This is a genomic window from Streptomyces sp. NPDC055962, assembly GCF_042270185.1.
GTDB lineage: Bacteria > Actinomycetota > Actinomycetes > Streptomycetales > Streptomycetaceae > Streptomyces.
Map to the genome: position 1 here is coordinate 77,421 of NZ_JBHJYN010000015.1, position 15,684 is coordinate 93,104.

At 71.9% G+C, this 15,684-nt stretch carries 13 protein-coding genes and 1 pseudogene; 7 read left to right on the plus strand and 7 right to left on the minus strand.

Annotated elements, in window-relative coordinates:
• The first annotated feature begins 22 nt into the window (after positions 1-22).
• Positions 23-2,194: a 3-hydroxyacyl-CoA dehydrogenase NAD-binding domain-containing protein gene (locus ACFC51_RS31260; protein WP_376374899.1), complete on the plus strand. Its 2,172-nt coding sequence runs from the start codon at positions 23-25 to the stop codon at positions 2,192-2,194.
• 21 nt (positions 2,195-2,215) lie between these two features.
• On the opposite strand, the gene ACFC51_RS31265 is transcribed toward ACFC51_RS31260, so the two are convergent.
• A complete protein-coding gene (locus tag ACFC51_RS31265; RefSeq protein ID WP_376374902.1) occupies positions 2,216-2,956 on the minus strand; it encodes a MerR family transcriptional regulator in 741 nt (246 codons plus the stop codon).
• 176 nt (positions 2,957-3,132) lie between these two features.
• On the opposite strand from ACFC51_RS31265, the gene ACFC51_RS31270 reads away from it, so the two are divergent.
• Positions 3,133-4,950: an AMP-dependent synthetase/ligase gene (locus ACFC51_RS31270; RefSeq protein ID WP_376532053.1), complete on the plus strand. Its 1,818-nt coding sequence runs from the start codon at positions 3,133-3,135 to the stop codon at positions 4,948-4,950.
• Between the two features lie 101 nt (positions 4,951-5,051).
• Here ACFC51_RS31270 and ACFC51_RS31275 read toward each other — a convergent pair whose 3' ends face one another.
• The gene (locus tag ACFC51_RS31275) at positions 5,052-5,405 is read right to left on the minus strand and encodes a VOC family protein (protein ID WP_376374907.1); all 354 of its coding nucleotides are present in this window, start codon (positions 5,403-5,405) and stop codon (positions 5,052-5,054) included.
• 120 nt (positions 5,406-5,525) lie between these two features.
• On the opposite strand from ACFC51_RS31275, the pseudogene ACFC51_RS31280 reads away from it, so the two are divergent.
• A pseudogene (locus ACFC51_RS31280) lies at positions 5,526-5,603 on the plus strand (Appr-1-p processing protein); the annotation flags it as partial.
• Positions 5,604-5,622: 19 nt separating this feature from the next.
• Here ACFC51_RS31280 and ACFC51_RS31285 read toward each other — a convergent pair.
• Positions 5,623-6,786, minus strand: a complete 1,164-nt coding sequence (locus ACFC51_RS31285; protein WP_376374909.1) for an acyl-CoA dehydrogenase family protein — start codon at positions 6,784-6,786, stop codon at positions 5,623-5,625.
• Between the two features lie 108 nt (positions 6,787-6,894).
• Here ACFC51_RS31285 and ACFC51_RS31290 point away from each other — a divergent pair, with 108 nt between their 5' ends.
• Complete coding sequence (locus ACFC51_RS31290; RefSeq protein ID WP_376374911.1) at positions 6,895-7,527, plus strand: TetR/AcrR family transcriptional regulator; 633 nt, start codon at positions 6,895-6,897, stop codon at positions 7,525-7,527.
• Positions 7,528-7,533: 6 nt separating this feature from the next.
• On the opposite strand, the gene ACFC51_RS31295 is transcribed toward ACFC51_RS31290, so the two are convergent.
• Positions 7,534-8,973, minus strand: coding sequence for an aldehyde dehydrogenase family protein (locus ACFC51_RS31295; protein ID WP_376532054.1), 1,440 nt, complete (start codon positions 8,971-8,973; stop codon positions 7,534-7,536).
• The gene (locus ACFC51_RS31300) at positions 8,970-9,854 is read right to left on the minus strand and encodes an oxygenase MpaB family protein (RefSeq protein ID WP_376374915.1); all 885 of its coding nucleotides are present in this window, start codon (positions 9,852-9,854) and stop codon (positions 8,970-8,972) included. The genes ACFC51_RS31295 and ACFC51_RS31300 overlap by 4 nt, the downstream gene beginning before the upstream one ends.
• A gap of 278 nt (positions 9,855-10,132) precedes the next feature.
• On the opposite strand from ACFC51_RS31300, the gene ACFC51_RS31305 reads away from it, so the two are divergent.
• Positions 10,133-10,537 carry a hypothetical protein gene (locus ACFC51_RS31305; RefSeq protein WP_376374918.1) on the plus strand — a complete coding sequence of 135 codons (405 nt, stop codon included), beginning with the start codon at positions 10,133-10,135 and terminating at the stop codon, positions 10,535-10,537.
• A 125-nt stretch (positions 10,538-10,662) separates the two neighbouring features.
• A complete protein-coding gene (locus ACFC51_RS31310) occupies positions 10,663-11,550 on the plus strand; it encodes an oxygenase MpaB family protein (RefSeq protein WP_376374920.1) in 888 nt (295 codons plus the stop codon).
• A 63-nt stretch (positions 11,551-11,613) separates the two neighbouring features.
• Here ACFC51_RS31310 and ACFC51_RS31315 read toward each other — a convergent pair whose 3' ends face one another.
• On the minus strand, positions 11,614-12,666 hold the full coding sequence (locus ACFC51_RS31315) for a LacI family DNA-binding transcriptional regulator (RefSeq protein WP_376374922.1): 1,053 nt from the start codon (positions 12,664-12,666) through the stop codon (positions 11,614-11,616).
• A gap of 262 nt (positions 12,667-12,928) precedes the next feature.
• Here ACFC51_RS31315 and ACFC51_RS31320 point away from each other — a divergent pair, with 262 nt between their 5' ends.
• Entirely contained in the window at positions 12,929-14,668 is a 1,740-nt protein-coding gene (locus ACFC51_RS31320; RefSeq protein ID WP_376374925.1) for a BCCT family transporter, read from the plus strand.
• A gap of 13 nt (positions 14,669-14,681) precedes the next feature.
• On the opposite strand, the gene ACFC51_RS31325 is transcribed toward ACFC51_RS31320, so the two are convergent.
• Positions 14,682-15,614, minus strand: a complete 933-nt coding sequence (locus tag ACFC51_RS31325) for an FAD-dependent oxidoreductase (RefSeq protein ID WP_376532056.1) — start codon at positions 15,612-15,614, stop codon at positions 14,682-14,684.
• Positions 15,615-15,684 lie beyond the last annotated feature (70 nt).

The following is a 15,684-nucleotide window of genomic DNA, read 5'->3' on the forward strand; positions in this document are numbered from 1 at the left end:
CCCCTCACGGAGAAGACAAGCAATGACCGAGCGCACGACCATTCGCTGGGAACAGGACGAGACCGGCGTCGTCACCCTCGTCCTCGACGACCCCGACCAGTCCGCCAACACGATGAACCAGGCCTTCCGCGACTCCATCGCGGCCGTCGCGGACCGCGCGGAGGCCGAGAAGGACTCCATCCGGGGCATCGTCTACACCTCCGCCAAGAAGACCTTCTTCGCCGGCGGAGACCTCAAGGACATGATCCGGATCGGCCCGGACAACGCCCAGGACGCCTTCGACGCCGGGACCTCGATCAAGCGGTCGCTGCGCCGCATCGAGACGCTCGGCAAGCCGGTCGTCGCCGCCATCAACGGCGCCGCCCTCGGCGGCGGCTACGAGATCGCGCTGGCCGCCCATCACCGCGTCGCCCTGGACAACCCGGCGACCCGGATCGGCCTGCCCGAGGTGACCCTCGGCCTGCTCCCGGCGGGAGGCGGGGTCACCCGCACCGTACGGCTCATGGGCATCGCCGACGCCCTCCTCAAGGTCCTCCTCCAGGGAACCCAGTACACCCCGCAACGGGCACTGGAGAACGGGCTGATCCACGAGGTCGCGGCGTCCCGCGAGGAGATGCTCGACAAGGCCCGCGCCTTCATCGACGCCCACCCCGAGTCGCAGCAGCCCTGGGACGTCAAGGGCTACCGGATCCCCGGCGGCACCCCGTCCCACCCGAAGTTCGCGGCCAACCTGCCGGCCTTCCCGGCCAACCTGAAGAAGCAGCTCGCGGGCGCGCCCATGCCCGCGCCCCGCAACATCATGGCCGCGGCGGTCGAGGGCGCGCAGGTCGACTTCGAGAGCGCCCAGACCATCGAGGCGCGCTACTTCACCGAGCTGGTCACCGGCCAGGTCGCGAAGAACATGATCCAGGCGTTCTTCTTCGACCTCCAGGCCGTCAACTCCGGCGCCAGCCGCCCGGACGGCGTCGAGGAGCGCCAGGTCCGCAAGGTGGCGGTCCTCGGCGCCGGGATGATGGGCGCCGGCATCGCCTACTCCTGCGCCCGCGCCGGCATCGACGTCGTCCTGAAGGACGTCTCCGCGGAGGCGGCGGCCAAGGGCAAGGCGTACAGCGAGAAGCTCCTCGCCAAGGCGCTCTCCCGGGGCCGTACGACCGAGGCGAAGCGCGACGAGCTGCTCGCCCGCATCACCCCGACCGGCGACCCGGCCGACCTCGCCGGCTGCGACGCCGTGATCGAGGCGGTCTTCGAGGACACCGCACTGAAGCACAAGGTGTTCCAGGAGATCCAGGGCGTCATCGAGCCCGACGCGCTGCTCTGCTCCAACACCTCGACGCTGCCGATCACCGTGCTCGCCGAGGGCGTCGAGCGTCCGGTGGACTTCATCGGGCTGCACTTCTTCTCGCCCGTGGACAAGATGCCGCTCGTCGAGATCATCAAGGGCGAGAAGACCGGGGACGAGGCCCTCGCCCGCGCCTTCGACCTGGTGCGCCGGATCAAGAAGACCCCGATCGTCGTCAACGACTCGCGCGGCTTCTTCACCTCGCGCGTCATCGGCCACTTCATCAACGAGGGCGTCGCGATGGTCGGCGAGGGCGTCGAGCCCGCGTCGGTCGAGCAGGCGGCGGCGCAGGCCGGCTACCCGGCCAAGGTGCTCTCCCTCATGGACGAGCTGACGCTCACCCTGCCGCGCAAGATCCGCAACGAGACCCGGCGCGCCGTCGAAGAGGCGGGCGGCACCTGGGCCACGCACCCCGCGGACGCGGTCATCGACCGGATGGTCGACGAGTTCGGGCGGCCCGGTCGCAGCGGGGGAGCGGGCTTCTACGAGTACGGCGAGGACGGCGGCAGGGGCCTCCTGTGGCCCGGGCTCCGCGAGCACTTCACGAAGCCGGGGACCGAGATCCCGTTCGAGGACATGAAGGAGCGGATGCTCTTCTCCGAGGCGCTGGACAGCGTCCGCTGCCTGGAGGAGAACGTCCTCATGACCGTCGCCGACGCCAACATCGGCTCCATCATGGGCATCGGCTTCCCCGCATGGACCGGCGGCGTGCTCCAGTACATCAACGGGTACGAAGGCGGCCTGCCCGGCTTCGTGGCGCGCGCCCGGCAGCTGGCGGAGCGCTACGGCGACCGCTTCCTGCCGTCCGCGCTCCTGCTGGAGAAGGCGGAGAAGGGCGAGACCTTCCACGACTGACGGCGCCCCCGCGGGCCGTGTTCACTCCCGATCACCGGCGGTGAACGCGGCCCGCAGCTCCTCCTTCAGCGACCGCTGGAAGGCCGTGAGCAGCGCCTGGAGCACCATCGGCTGCATATGGGCGGAGAGCGACTTCATCGCCTTCACGTGTTCCGGGTCCGACTCCCGCTCCCGGTAGGGGTTCCACACCTCGTCCCGGAACAGCCGGGTCAGTTCGTGGGCGGCCGAGCGGGTGTGCTCCAGCAGGACCGTGCGAGCGGCCAGGATCGTCTCGTGCGCGATGGGCACCTCCAGGAGCTCCACCCCCAGCCGCAGCAGCCCCGGATCCACCAGGAAGGGGCTTCCGGGCGCCCCGGGGCGCTCCAGCACGCCCATGGCCGCGAGCCGGTCGACGTCCTGATCACTGAGGGGCCGGCCCGCGCGCCGCTCCAGCTCGGCGCGCTCCATGTCCTCGGCGGAGTCCGGGGCCCAGGACGCCACCAGGGCGCGGTGGATCGCCAGGTCCTGCGCGCTCAGATCGGGCGGCAGCTGCTGGAGGTAGCGCTCGATCGCGGCCAGCGTCATGCCCTGGTGCTGGAGCTCCTCGATGAGGGCCAGCCGGGAGAGATGGTCGTGTCCGTAGTGTCCGACCCTCCTGGGTCCGATCACCGGAGGCGGCAGCAGGCCTCTGGTGCTGTAGAAGCGCACGGTGCGCACGGTGACCCCCGCGCGTGCCGCCAGTTCGTCGACGGTCAGCGTCGGTTCCTCGGTCCCGGTCGCCATGTCCACTCCTCGTCGCTGGGCCCGTGCGGGGCTCGGGCCCGTGCTGGGCCTGTGTACCGATCAGGTGCAACAGTATTGCTGTCTCACCACTGTTGTGAAAGTGTCCGGCAGCATCGAAGCGCAGTCCCACCACCGGTACGGACCGCACGGTCCGGCCGAACGGACAGGAGGCGGCCGTGACCACGATCCTGCGACTTCCCACCGGACCCGATCAACTCACACTCCCTGCCCTGCTGCTGCGCAATGCCGAGGACCACGGGGATCTTCCCGCCCTCTCCTGGGCCTCGGCCGGCGGAGGAGGGACGCCCCTCACCTGGCGCGAGGTGCGCCACGAGACGGCCGTGCTCGCCGCCGCCTACGGCGCCCTCGGGGTGGAACGCGGCGAACAGGTCCTGATGATGATGGGCAACCGCCCCGAACACTGGCTCAGCGACCTGGCCCTCACCCACCTCGGGGCCGTACCCGTCTCGGTGTACGGGACCGCTGCGCCCGGCCAGATCGCCCACATCGCGCGCCACAGCCGTGCCCGGTTCGCGGTCGTCGAGGGCGCGGGCGAGCTGGAGCGCTGGGAGCCCCTGCTGGCGGACGCGGCCGTACCGCTGGAGGCGCTCGTGGTCGTGGAGCCGCCGGAGGCGGGGCCCCACAGGTCCTGGGACACGCTGCGCGCGACGGGGGAGCGGCTGCGGAGCGACGAGGCGTTCGACAAGGGCTGGCGGGAGATCCGCGCCCAGGACCCGCTGACGGTCGTCTACACCTCGGGCACCACGGGCGACCCGAAGGCCGTCCCGATCACCCACCGCAGCGTCGTGTCCAACGCCCTCGCACTGGACCGGGTGGTGGAGCTCCCCGACCACGTGGAGCACATCTGCTACCTCCCCTTCGCGCACATCGCGGAACGGATGCTGGGCATCTACCTGCCGGTCTTCCGGGCCTCGCACGTCCACCTCTGCGCGGACGCCGCGGCCGTCGCGGTCACGGCGCGCGCCCTGCACCCCGCCCAGTTCTTCGGGGTGCCGCGGGTGTGGGAGAAGCTCGCCGCGTCCGTACGGGCTGCTCTGGCCGGGCTGCCGGAGGAACAGCGGGCCGCCGTCGAGGCGGCGAACGCGACGGCCCGTGAGCATGTGGCCTGCCGGGAGCGGGGCGAGCAGCCGTCCGCCGAACTGGAGGCCTCGTACCAGGAGGCCAGGGAGACCGTGCTGGCCCCGGTGCTGTCGCTGGCGGGCTTCGAACGGCTGGTGTGGACGGCCAGCGCCTCCGCGCCGATGCCGCTGGACGTGGTGCGCTTCTGGGCGGGCTTCGGGATCGTCGTCATGGACGCCTGGGGACTCACCGAGACCGTCGGTGTGTTCACCACCAACAGCCCCTCGGCGTTCCGCCTCGGTTCGGTGGGGCGCCCGTTGGAGGGTCTGGAGCTCCGCATCGCCGACGACGGCGAGATCCTGGTCCGCGGCGGGACGGTGTTCGCCGGCTACCTGCGCGCCGACGGCACCGTGGACGGGGCGCTCGACGAGGACGGCTGGTTCCCGACCGGTGACATCGGACGGATCGACGAGGACGGCTACCTCTGGCTCACCGACCGCAAGAAGGAGATGATCATCACCTCGACCGGGAAGAACGTCTCCCCGGCGCTCGTCGAGAACACGCTCAAGGAACACCCGCTGATCGGCCAGGCCCTCGTCCACGGCGACGGCCGCTCCTATCTGGTGGCACTGCTGGTCCTCGACTCCGAGATGGCCCCGGCCTGGGCGGCGGCCCATGGCATCGAGGGGGACCCTCTCACCCACCCCGAGGTCCACGAGGAGATCGCGCGGGCCGTCGAGGCCGCCAACGCCCGTCTGAACCGCACCGAACAGATCAAGCGCTACCGGCTGCTGACGCGGGAGTGGGGTCCGGAGACCGGCGAGCTCACGCCGTCCCTGAAGCTCCGCCGCCGGGTCGTCCGCGAGCAGTACGCGGACGCGCTCGACGCGTTGTACGCACGGGAGGAGGGCTGAGCCACGGGCCGCCGCCGGGAGGCCGTCGCCCAGGCGCCCCGGCGGGTCCACCGTCCGCACGGGGCGGGGGCGGGGCGGGTCCACCGTCCTAACGGGCCGGGTCAGGCCTGCTGCCAGAGCTCGACCCGGTTGCCCTCGGGATCGGTCACCCAGCCGAAGCGGCCCACGCCCTCCAGGTCCTGTGTCTCCTCCGCCACGTCCGCTCCCCGGGCACGCAGCTGCGCGAGCATTGCATCCAGGTCGCGGACCCGGAAGTTGAGCATGGTCCGCTGGGCCCGTGAACCGAAGTACCCGGTGTCGGACTCGAACGTCGCCATCACCGTCGGCCCGGCCTCCTGGAGCCACAGACCGTGCTCGTCCGTGTCCAGGCCGAGGCAGTCGCGATACCAGGCGCTCAGGGCCGCCGGTTCGGAAGCCCGCATGAAGTACCCGCCGATTCCCAGCACCCGTTCCATGCCCCGATCCTGCCAGAGCAACGACCGCGTGACCCGTGCGCGTCCCGATGTCGGCGGCGGTCCGTACGGTGGGGACATGCCGGGGATCACCTGGGTACGGGGGGACGCCACCGCGCCGCATGGTCCAGGGCCGAACCCCTCATCACCGAGCGGCTGGTGGGCCGGGGCATCGATGTGACGGTGTACGACCACGGATGACGGGGAGCCCGGGGCGCCCTCAGAGGCCGTAGCTCCTGCCGATGATGTCGCGCTGGATCTCGCTCGTGCCGCCGTACACCGTGGACACGACCGCCGCCCGCAGATGGCGCTCCATGTCGTACTCGGTCGCGTAGCCGTAGCCGCCCATCATCTGCATGCCCTCCAGCGCCGCGTGCCTGGCCGTCTCGGTGGCCTTGAGCTTCGCCATCGACGCCTCGCGCGGGAACAGCTCCTCCGGCTCGGCGTCGCAGGCCGCCGCCACGTCGAAGACGAGCAGCCGCGCGCACTCGATCTCCGTCGCCAGGTCGGCCAGCCGGTGCCGCAGCGCCTGGAACGAGCCGACCGGGCGGCCGAACTGCTCGCGCTGCCGGACGTAGGCGAGCGTGTCGTCGAGGATCCGCTCCGCCAGGCCCAGCATGTTCGCCGCCAGGAAGAGCCGTTCGGCGTTGAGGCCGGCCATCAGCTGGGACCACGCGTGGCCGGCCGTGCCGACCACGGCGTCGGCGGGCAGCCGGACATCGGTGAGGAAGACGTCGTTGACCTCGCGTCCGCCCATGGTCTCGATCTGCCGGATGTCGATCCCCGGCGTGCGGGCCGGGACATGGAACATGGTCAGGCCGTCGTGCTTCGCCCCGCCCGCGTCGGTCCTGGCCACCAGCAGGATGTGCTCGGCCAGGTGCGCGTTCGAGATCCACGTCTTGTGACCGTCGACCAGCCAGCCGCCGTCCGGCGTGCGTTCGGCCCTGCACCGCAGCGCCGCCACGTCCGATCCGGCTTCCGGCTCCGACATCGCGATGGACAGCACCTGTCCGGCCACCGCGCCACCTATGGCCGCCTTGCACTGTGCCTCGTCGCCGAACCGCTCGTACGCCTTCGCCGTGATCACCGAGGTGATGAACCCGCCCGCGGGCACGAGGCCGCGAGAGGTCTCCCGCAGGAACAGGCAGGCATCCGTCATCCCGCCGCCCGCGCCGCCGTAGGCCTCGGGCAGACACACCCCGAGCCAGCCGAGCCCGGCCAGCCGGGCGTAGAGCGACGGGGCGTGCGGACCCCCCGCCTCCGCCGCCAGCGCGTCGCGCTGCTCACGCGTCCCGCACTCGCGCCGGGCGAAGTCCCGCAGGGCTGTGACGAAGTCCCGCTGCTCCGCGGAGAGGGACCGGGGGAGGGCGTGGGTGGTCGACAAGGGGTACCTCCGGAAAGGTGTGCGGAGAGGGAGCTACAGAGAGACATATGGGGTGACACTGTTGCAGTGTCGGTAGGGTGGGACGAGCACGTCGAACGAGGAGGGCTCATGGCGGCACCGGGTACCAACGAGGCACTGCTGGCCAGGGCGCTCGTCGAGACGCCGGCCTACGACGCGCTGAGCGAGCAGATCCTGGACGCGGCGCGTGAGCAGTTCATGACCTTCGGGCTGCGCCGCTCGACCGTCGACGACGTGGCCAAGCGCGCCAAGGTCTCCCGGGTCACGGTGTACCGGCGGATCGGCAACAAGGACAGCCTGGTCTCCGCCTGCCTGCTGCGTGAGTACCGCCGCTTCGTCGTCGATGTGGACGAGGCGGTCGCCGCCCTGCCCACCATGGAGGACCGGCTCGTCGCCGGCTTCGTCGCCGTCCTCAAGCACATCCGTGAACACCCGCTGGTCGGCGGACTGCTGAGGCTGGAACCGGAGATCATGCTCCCCTTCCTCACGCTGGAGAGCGGACCCGCCTTCCTCGCCATGCGGGAGTACCTGTCGGACCGGCTCCGGCGCGCCCAGCGCGCCGAAGGGCGCCGGGAGACGGATCCGACACCGGTCGCCGAACTGATGGTGCGGATCACCGTCTCCTTCCTCCTCAATCCGGTGAGCTCCTTCGAGCTGGACGACGACGAGCAGGTGGGCGATTTCGCCCGCCGCTACCTGGCGCCGCTCCTCAGTGCCGGGTGACGGTCCTCAGTACCGGGCGTGCAGCTTCCTGCCCAGCTCGACCGCCCGGGCGGCCTTCTCCCGGGGCGTGGCGAACGACGTCAGGTCCACCACCGGTGCGAAGCGCCGTACGGTGACGGAGCGGGGAGCCGCGAAGGCGCGCAGCCCCTCCTCGCCGTGGATCCGCCCGTACCCCGACTCACCGGCGCCGCCGAAGGGCAGGGAGGGGATCGCGGCGAAGCCGAGCACCGAGTTCACCGACACCGCCCCGGAGCCGAGGCGTTCGGCCAGCGCGAGCCCGGCCGCCGCCGAACGGGTGAACACGGCGGCGCCCAGCGAGTAGGCGGACGCGTTGGCACGTTCCACGGCCTCGTGCATGTCCCGCACCGGGTTCACCACGACGACCGGGCCGAACGTCTCCTCCGTCATCGCGGGCGAGTCCTCCGGGACGCCCGACAGCACCACCGGTCCGGCCACCCGGTCCCGCAGGGAGTCGGGGCCGCCCAGTTCGGGACTGGCGCCGTCCACCAGCGCCTGCTTCACATGGCGTTCCACCACGGCGAGCTGGGACGGAAGGGTGAGCGCGCCGTACGTGTCACCGGGCGTCAGCGCCCGCGCACGGCTCACGATGCGCGCGCACAGGGCCTCGTGCACCGAGGCCTCGGCGTACACCCGCTCCACGCCCGCACAGGTCTGGCCGGCGTTGCTCATCGCTCCCCACACGATCGCGTCGGCCGCCGCGTCGAGGTCGGCGTCCGCCGAGACCAGCACCGCGTCCTTGCCGCCGCACTCCGCGAGCAGCGGGGTGAGCGTGGCCGCGCAGGCCGCCGCGACCTTGCGGGCTGTGCCGGGGGAACCGGTGAAGGCGACCTTGTCCACGCCGGACGGCCCGTGCGCACCGGCCAGGGCGGCGCCGGTGGACCCCGGCCCGGTGACCGTCCGCAGCAGGTCCGCGTGGTCCGGGACGGCCTCCCCGAAGCTCCGGGCCAGCAGGACCCCCACGTCCGGGGTGAGTTCGGACGGCTTGAACACCACGGCGTTGCCCGCCGCGAGGGCGTAGCCGATCGAGCCCATCGGGGTGTAGAGCGGATAGTTCCACGGACCGATGACGCCGATCACCCCGAGGGGACGGTAGGCCAGCAGGGCCCGCTGGTGGACCGACAGCAGACCGGAGCGCACCCGTCGCCGGCCCAGCACGCGGTGGGCGTTGCGCGCCGCCCAGTCCAGATGGACCAGGGTCAGCAGGACCTCGGAGCGGGCGTCGTGGACCGGCTTCCCCGTCTCGGCCGCGATCACCTCCGCGAACTCGTCCGTACGGCGCGCCAGTTCACGCTTCCACCGCAGCAGAGCGGCACGCCGCTCGCGCGCCCCGAGCGCGGCCCAGCGCAGGCCGGCGCTCCTGGCCCGTGCCACCGTGGCGCGGATGTCGTCGAGGCTGTGCTCCGGGCGGTCGGTGCGGGTCGTCATGGCATCTCCAGGGGCAGGGGAAGGGGCTCCAGCGGACGGCTCTGCGCCCAGTGCGGGCCGAGATCGTCGAGGCGGTATCCGAAGGGGTAACTGCGCGGCCGGGGCCGGGAGGGCAGCCACCGGGGCCGGGCCGGCAGCAGGCGTACGCCGCGCGAGCGGGCACGCACCGCGCGGACGGCGGTCGCGCGCACCCACCGGGGCTGCGCCGGGAATCCCAGCGCCCGCAGCAAGGGCTCGTCCAGCAGGGCGAGGGAGAGCCTGGCGACCAGCGGGCGCAGCGGGGCCGGGTACCACGCGGCCATGACACGGAAGGTGGCGTTGGCGACACGGTGGTTCGCCGGGTCGTACGCGAACATCCGGGCCTCGTAGGAGTCGAGCAGCTTCTCGAAGTCCTCGTAGGTGGCGGGGGCGCCCTCGATGCCCATCATGGCGGCCATCCGCCGCCCCACCTCCGCCAGCGCCGCCGTCTCCTGGGCGCAGAGGGGCCGCCACCCGAAGCGGTCGATCCACCGTTTGGGGCCGACGACCGTCGTGGCCAGTACGTAGAGGTAGTCCTCGTTGGGTATGCGGTACTTCCCGTGGATCCGGTTGAGATGACGGGCCGCGGCGAGCGCCCGCTCCGAGTCGAACCCCTCGGCAGCCATCTCGTATCCGAACAGGACGGTGTCGTCGTAGCGCTTCTGGCCGTTGCGCTCGAACTCCTGGGTCCGGTCCAGCAGTACGGAGATCCGCGGCACGCCGTAGTCGCGCAGGAACGCGACGCCGACGCCCTGCCGGTAGTCCCAGGGGAACTCGTACTGCGACATCAGCCGGAGTATCTCGGCGCAGTCGCGGGCGGGATCCATCCGGCGGATCTCACGCAGTCGGCTGTAGCGGCCCATGGTGTGCGACCTCCTCTGTGGTGGGAGCGGGCAGGCGCCGTACGGAGCTCACGGTGAGGCCGGTACGGCGGGCACCGCCGCTTCCGACAAGGACCTGGCCGGCGCCCCAGAGCTCAACTCCCCTGCTGCGCCGGGCATATGAAGGCCCTCTCTCCATGAGAGTCAAAGTTACAAATACTATCGACTTGTTTCACGAGGTGCGTCAACCGTGCTGACGCAGATTCGGGGGAGGGATGCGCGGGTGCGCGCGGCCGCGGCCCTCTGCCATCCTTCCTGTCGTGCCCGCACGCAATCGAAGGCTGTCCCGGCACCGGGCCTGGCCCCTGACCAGCACCGACATCAGCGAATGCCTCGGTCCGTACGCGGCGCACGTCACGGACCTGTGTTTCCTCACCGGGCACGGCAGCGGGACCATCCGCCTCGGAGTCGCGTGGACCGCTCCGTACCCCCGCACCTACGGCCGAGGCGTCCACCCGGACTCGGTCGGCGTCCAGGTGGACATCCACCCGGTCGACGCCACCGAACGCGCCGCGATCCGCGCTGTCCTGCGCGAGCAGGCCCTCCCGCAGCTCCACGAGTGGATCGCGCGGGCGGCCGTCGCCGACGAGACATGGCGGCTGACCGATCACCGGCACTACTGGCGGGTCACCGACGGTCGCCTCACCCACGGCGACGAGGTGTGACCCCGGGTCCCTCCGGCCCGCGCCCGGCCGCACCGGGAGGTGAAGCCGTCACCGGGGTGATCGCATACTGGAACACGGACGGGCCCCGCAGGGTCCCGGCCCACGCCGATCCTGGGAGCACCCGTATGACCAGCGCAGGAGAGCCCTCACCGCCCCCTCCGGGCGGCGTCCTGTGGAGCCTCGCCGGTGACATCCGCGGGCTGCTGATGCTCCCTGCCGCGCTCACCCTCCAGGTCGCCCACCCGGCCGTCGGCGCCGGAGTCGACGAGCACTCGGTCTTCCGCACGGACCCCTGGGGACGCGGTGAGCGCTCCCTGAGCTCGCTTCAGCTCTGGGTGTACGGGGGAGAGGCCGCGGCCCAGGAGGGCCGCAGGCTCAGGAAGCTGCACCGCGCCATCCAGGGCACCGACACCAGGGGCCGCCCCTACCACGCGCTCACGCCCGCGAACTACGCATGGGTGCACGCCACCGGCTTCCCCGTCTACCAGCACGCGTCGCGCTACCTCGTCCGCCCCCTGACCGAAGCCCAGGAGCGCGCCCTGTACCGGGAGTGGCTCCAGGTCGGCCGGATCCTGGGCATCCACGACCGGGACATGCCCCGGACGATCGAGGAGTTCTGGCCCTACTACCGGAGGATGCTCGCCGAAGAGGTGGAGGCGACCGTCGTCGTACGGGAACTGGTGGCCGCGGACGCCTCCGTGCCCCCGCCGGACCGGGGGCCCCTCCTCCTGCGCATGCTCCTGAGGGCGCTCTGGCCGGTACTCCTCCCGCCCCTGGCCCGGTTCCGCAGCTTCCTCACCGTCGGGCTGATGCCGCCCGACGCCCGGGAGGCCATCGGGCTCGCATGGACCCCGGAGCAGGAGCGGCGCCTGCGGTGCTTCGGGGCCGTGGTGCGCCGGATCGTGCCGGTGCTCCCGGAGCGGCTGCGCTATCTGCCCCGCGCCAGGGTGGCGCGCACCGAGTGGCGGGCGGGCCGGGGGAGTCCGGGCGGGAGCCCGGGCGCTGCGGGGTGATCCGGGCGGACCGGTGGCATGCCACGGCCCCCGTGTGCCTCGCCGTGCCCCGGAGCGCGCTCCTCAGGCCGAGGCGCGGCGGATCAGCTCGGTCGGGGTGATCACGGACTCGGGCCAGTCACCCGTGCCGCTGTCCAGCCGTTCCATCAGCAGCCGCACCATCAGCCGGCCCATGCCCTCCACGTCCTGACGTATCGTCGTCAGGGCGGGTTCGGTCGCTTCCGCCACCGGGACCATGTCGTCGAATCCGACCACGGCCACGTCCTGCGGAACCCGCACGCCGCGCTCGCGCAGCACCCTCAGCGCGCCCGACGCCATCATGTCGTTGGACACGAAGACCGCGTCGAGGTCGGGACGGGCGTCCAGCAGGGCGGCCATGGCCCGGGCCCCGCCCTCCACGGTGAAGTCCCCCTCCACGACCAGATCCGCCTCCGCGTCCGGGAGCACGTCGCGGTACCCGTCGATCCGGTCGAGCGCCGACGTCTGGTCGCGGGGGCCGGCGATGTGCGCGATGCGGCTCCGCCCCAGCGAGACGAGATGGCGTACGGCTTCGCGGGCGCCGCCCCGGTTGTCGCAGTCGACGTACGGCACCTGCGGTGCGTCCCCGGCTGTCGCCGAGGGGTGCTCCGGCCGGCCCCCGTAGACCGTCGGGACCCGGAACCGCCTGATGATCGCGGGCAGTTCGTCGTCCGTGTGCAGCGAGAAGGCCAGCACGCCGTCCACATGGCCGCCGGCCAGGTAGCGCGTGACCCGGTCGAAGTCACCGCTGCCCTCCACCAGGAGCAGGACCAGCTGCGCGTCGTGGGCGTTGAGCTCGCGGCTGATCCCGCGGATCTGGCGGGAAAAGAAAGGGTCGGAGAAGATCCGGAACTCGGGTTCGTCGATGATCACGGCGACCGCGCCGTTGCGCCGGGTGACCAGGGTCCGTGCCGCGTGGTTCGGGATGTAGCCGAGCTCCTCGATCGCCTTGCGCACCTTGTCCACCAGGGGCTGCCGCACTCCCGCACCGCCGTTGACGACACGGGAGGCCGTCGCCCTGGACACACCGGCGTGGGCCGCCACGGCCTCCAGGGTGGGGCGGGCGTCACGCTGGGCATCGGTGTTCGGGTCGGGCAAGAGTCGCTCCTCGTACACGCGGACCCCGTCGGGGAACGGCTGGAACTGGCGGTTTCGGCGCGAACGGACCAGGGTTCGGCGCGAACGCCGTCAGCCTAGCCGCCCGGCCCCCGCCGGTCGGACGGATGATCGGCCGTCCCGAGACGGCTCATTGCCTCATATGTGGTCATAGCGGCACAGCTCGTTGGTCCCATGAGATGCGCGCTCCGTGTGGTACTGCCTACGGAGAGCGAAATTTCGCACTGCGTGAAAGGTGCCATCTGTGTCACACGACGAGCAGGGATCCGGCGGGCGGGGGGACTATCTCCCCGTCACCGCCGATCTACCCGCCGAGCCGCACCACGGCCGGCGCCCCACGACCGACCGGGTGGTCTTCGGTGTCACGGCGGTGCTCACCGTCGCCTTCGTGGTCTGGGGTTCCACAGCCACCGATTCGCTGGAGAGCGTCTCCAGCAGGCTGCTGAACGGCCTCATCCACAACGGCGGCTGGGCCTTCATGCTGGCGGCCTCGGGTTTCGTGGTCTTCGCCCTCTGGCTGGCGATCAGCCGGTACGGGACCATCTCGCTCGGGCAGGAGGGCGAGGAACCGGAGTTCCGCACCGTCTCCTGGGTCGCGATGATGTTCAGCGCCGGCATGGGGATCGGGCTGATGTTCTACGGCGTCAGCGAGCCGCTGGCGCACTTCGTCGATCCGCCGCCCGGCACCCGCCCCGCGGACGCCGCCGAGGCGATGCAGACGGCGATGGCCACCACGCTCTTCCACTGGACCCTGCACCCCTGGGCCATCTACGCAGTCGTCGGGCTCGCCATCGCGTACAGCGCCTACCGCCGGCACCGGCGGCAGACGATCAGCTCCGTCTTCGTCCCGCTCATCGGGGAGGAGCGGGCCCACGGAACCGTCGGCCGGATCATCGACATCCTCGCCATCTTCGCGACGCTCTTCGGCTCCGCCGCCTCGCTCGGGCTCGGCGCGCTCCAGATCGGCAGCGGTTTCAAGGAGCTCAACTGGATGGAGAAGACCGGCACGGGCCTCCTGGTCGGGATCATCGCCGTGCTGACCGTCGCCTTCGTCGCCTCCGCCGTCTCAGGGGTCGAGAAGGGCATCCAGTGGCTGTCCAACATCAACATGGTGCTCGCCCTGATCCTCGTGGTCTTCGTCTTCATCGCGGGGCCGACCATCATCGTGCTCGACCTGCTCCCCACCTCCATCGCCGCGTACTTCGGTGACCTCGCCCAGCTCGCCGGACGCACGGAGGCCACCGGGGAGGGGGCGGTGGCCGACTGGCTCGCCAGCTGGACGGTCTTCTACTGGGCGTGGTGGATCTCCTGGACGCCCTTCGTGGGCATGTTCATCGCGAGGATCAGCCGCGGCCGGACCATCCGGCAGTTCGTCGGCGGCGTGATCCTGGTCCCCAGCACCGTCAGCCTGGTCTGGTTCGCCGTCTTCGGCGGCTCGGCGATCAGGCTGGAGGAGTCGGGGCAGCTCAAGGGCGTCGGCGACACCCCGGAGGCCCAGCTCTTCGGTGTCCTGCAGCAGTTCCCGGTCGCCACCCTCATGAGCATCCTCGTGATGGTCCTCGTCGGGATCTTCTTCGTCTCGGGTGCCGACGCCGCGTCGATCGTCATGGGCACGCTCTCCCAGAAGGGCGTCCTCGAACCGGCCAAGTGGGTCGTGATCTTCTGGGGCGTCGTCACCGGCGCCGTGGCGGCCGTCATGCTGCTCATCGGCGACGGTCAGGGCGACGCGCTGGCCGGCCTGCAGAACCTGACCATCCTCGTGGCCGCGCCGTTCACCATCGTCATGATCGGCATGTGCGTGGCCCTGATGAGGGACCTGCGCCAGGACCCGATGATCGTCCGCCGGGAGTTCGGCGTGGAGGCCGTCGAGACGGCGGTCATCCAGGGGCACGCGAAGTACGACGGGGACTTCGAGATCCGGATCGGGCCCGGGCCCGCGGAGGTCACGTCGGACGAGCGGCACAAGCACGAGCCCCCGGCCTGACCGCAGCTGCGGCTCAGCCCACCAGCTGGGCCGCGGCCCGCGCACAGCCCCGTGCCACCGTCACCCCGGCGCCGCCGTGGCCGTAGTTGTGCACCAGCAGACCGCCGCCGGGCAGTTCCTCCGCCTCGATGCGCACCCCGGCGTCCCGGGCCGGACGCAGTCCGACCCGGTGGCCGATGACGCGGGCCCCCGCGATCTCGGGCCGCACCCGCGCACAGCGCGCCACGATCTCCTCGGCCGTCCGCGGATCGGGCTCCGTCCGCGGGTCGTCGGTCTCCGCCGTGCCGCCCAGCACCAGCCCGCCCGGCTGCGGGAAGAGGTACGTCGTGGCGTCCGACGCGGGGTCCGCCGAGGTGAACCACTCGTCGACGCCCGGGTTCTCCACCACGACGAGCTGGCCACGGACCGGCCGCACCCCGGGATCCGGGACCAGCTCGCGGGCGCCGAGCCCCGTGCAGTTGACCACCACCGGCGCCTCGGCCGCCGCCTCGGCGAGGCGGCGCACCGTGCGCCGCTCGACCACACCCCCCGCAGCGCCGAGCCGGCCCTCCAGCCAGCGCAGGTGGGCCGGCATGTCGATCAGCGGCAGCGTCACCCGCAGGCCCTCGGCCACCTCGGACGCACCCTCCAGCCGGCGGGCCCACGGCCCCAGCGAGGCGAGACGCTCCCCCTCGTGCACACCCGCGACCATGCGTACGCCCGTCTCCGCCGGGTCCGCCGCCAGCTCCTCGTACACGCGGAGGGTCTCCAGGGACCACGCGCCGACCAGCGCCGCGGGCTCGATCCGGTACGGCCACCAGAGCGCACCGGCCACGGCCGAGGTCGTCGCCGAGGCCGGATCCCTGGACCAGACCCGCACCCGCAGACCGCGCTCGGCCAGCAGCAGCGCCGTGGTCAGCCCGCTGACCCCGCCGCCCACGACGATCACGTCCGCCACCGTGCTCACCCCTGTCATCGCATCGCCCCCGTGCGCGCCGGGGGCCGGACGGGCCATCGTCGCACCCAGGTCCGGCGGG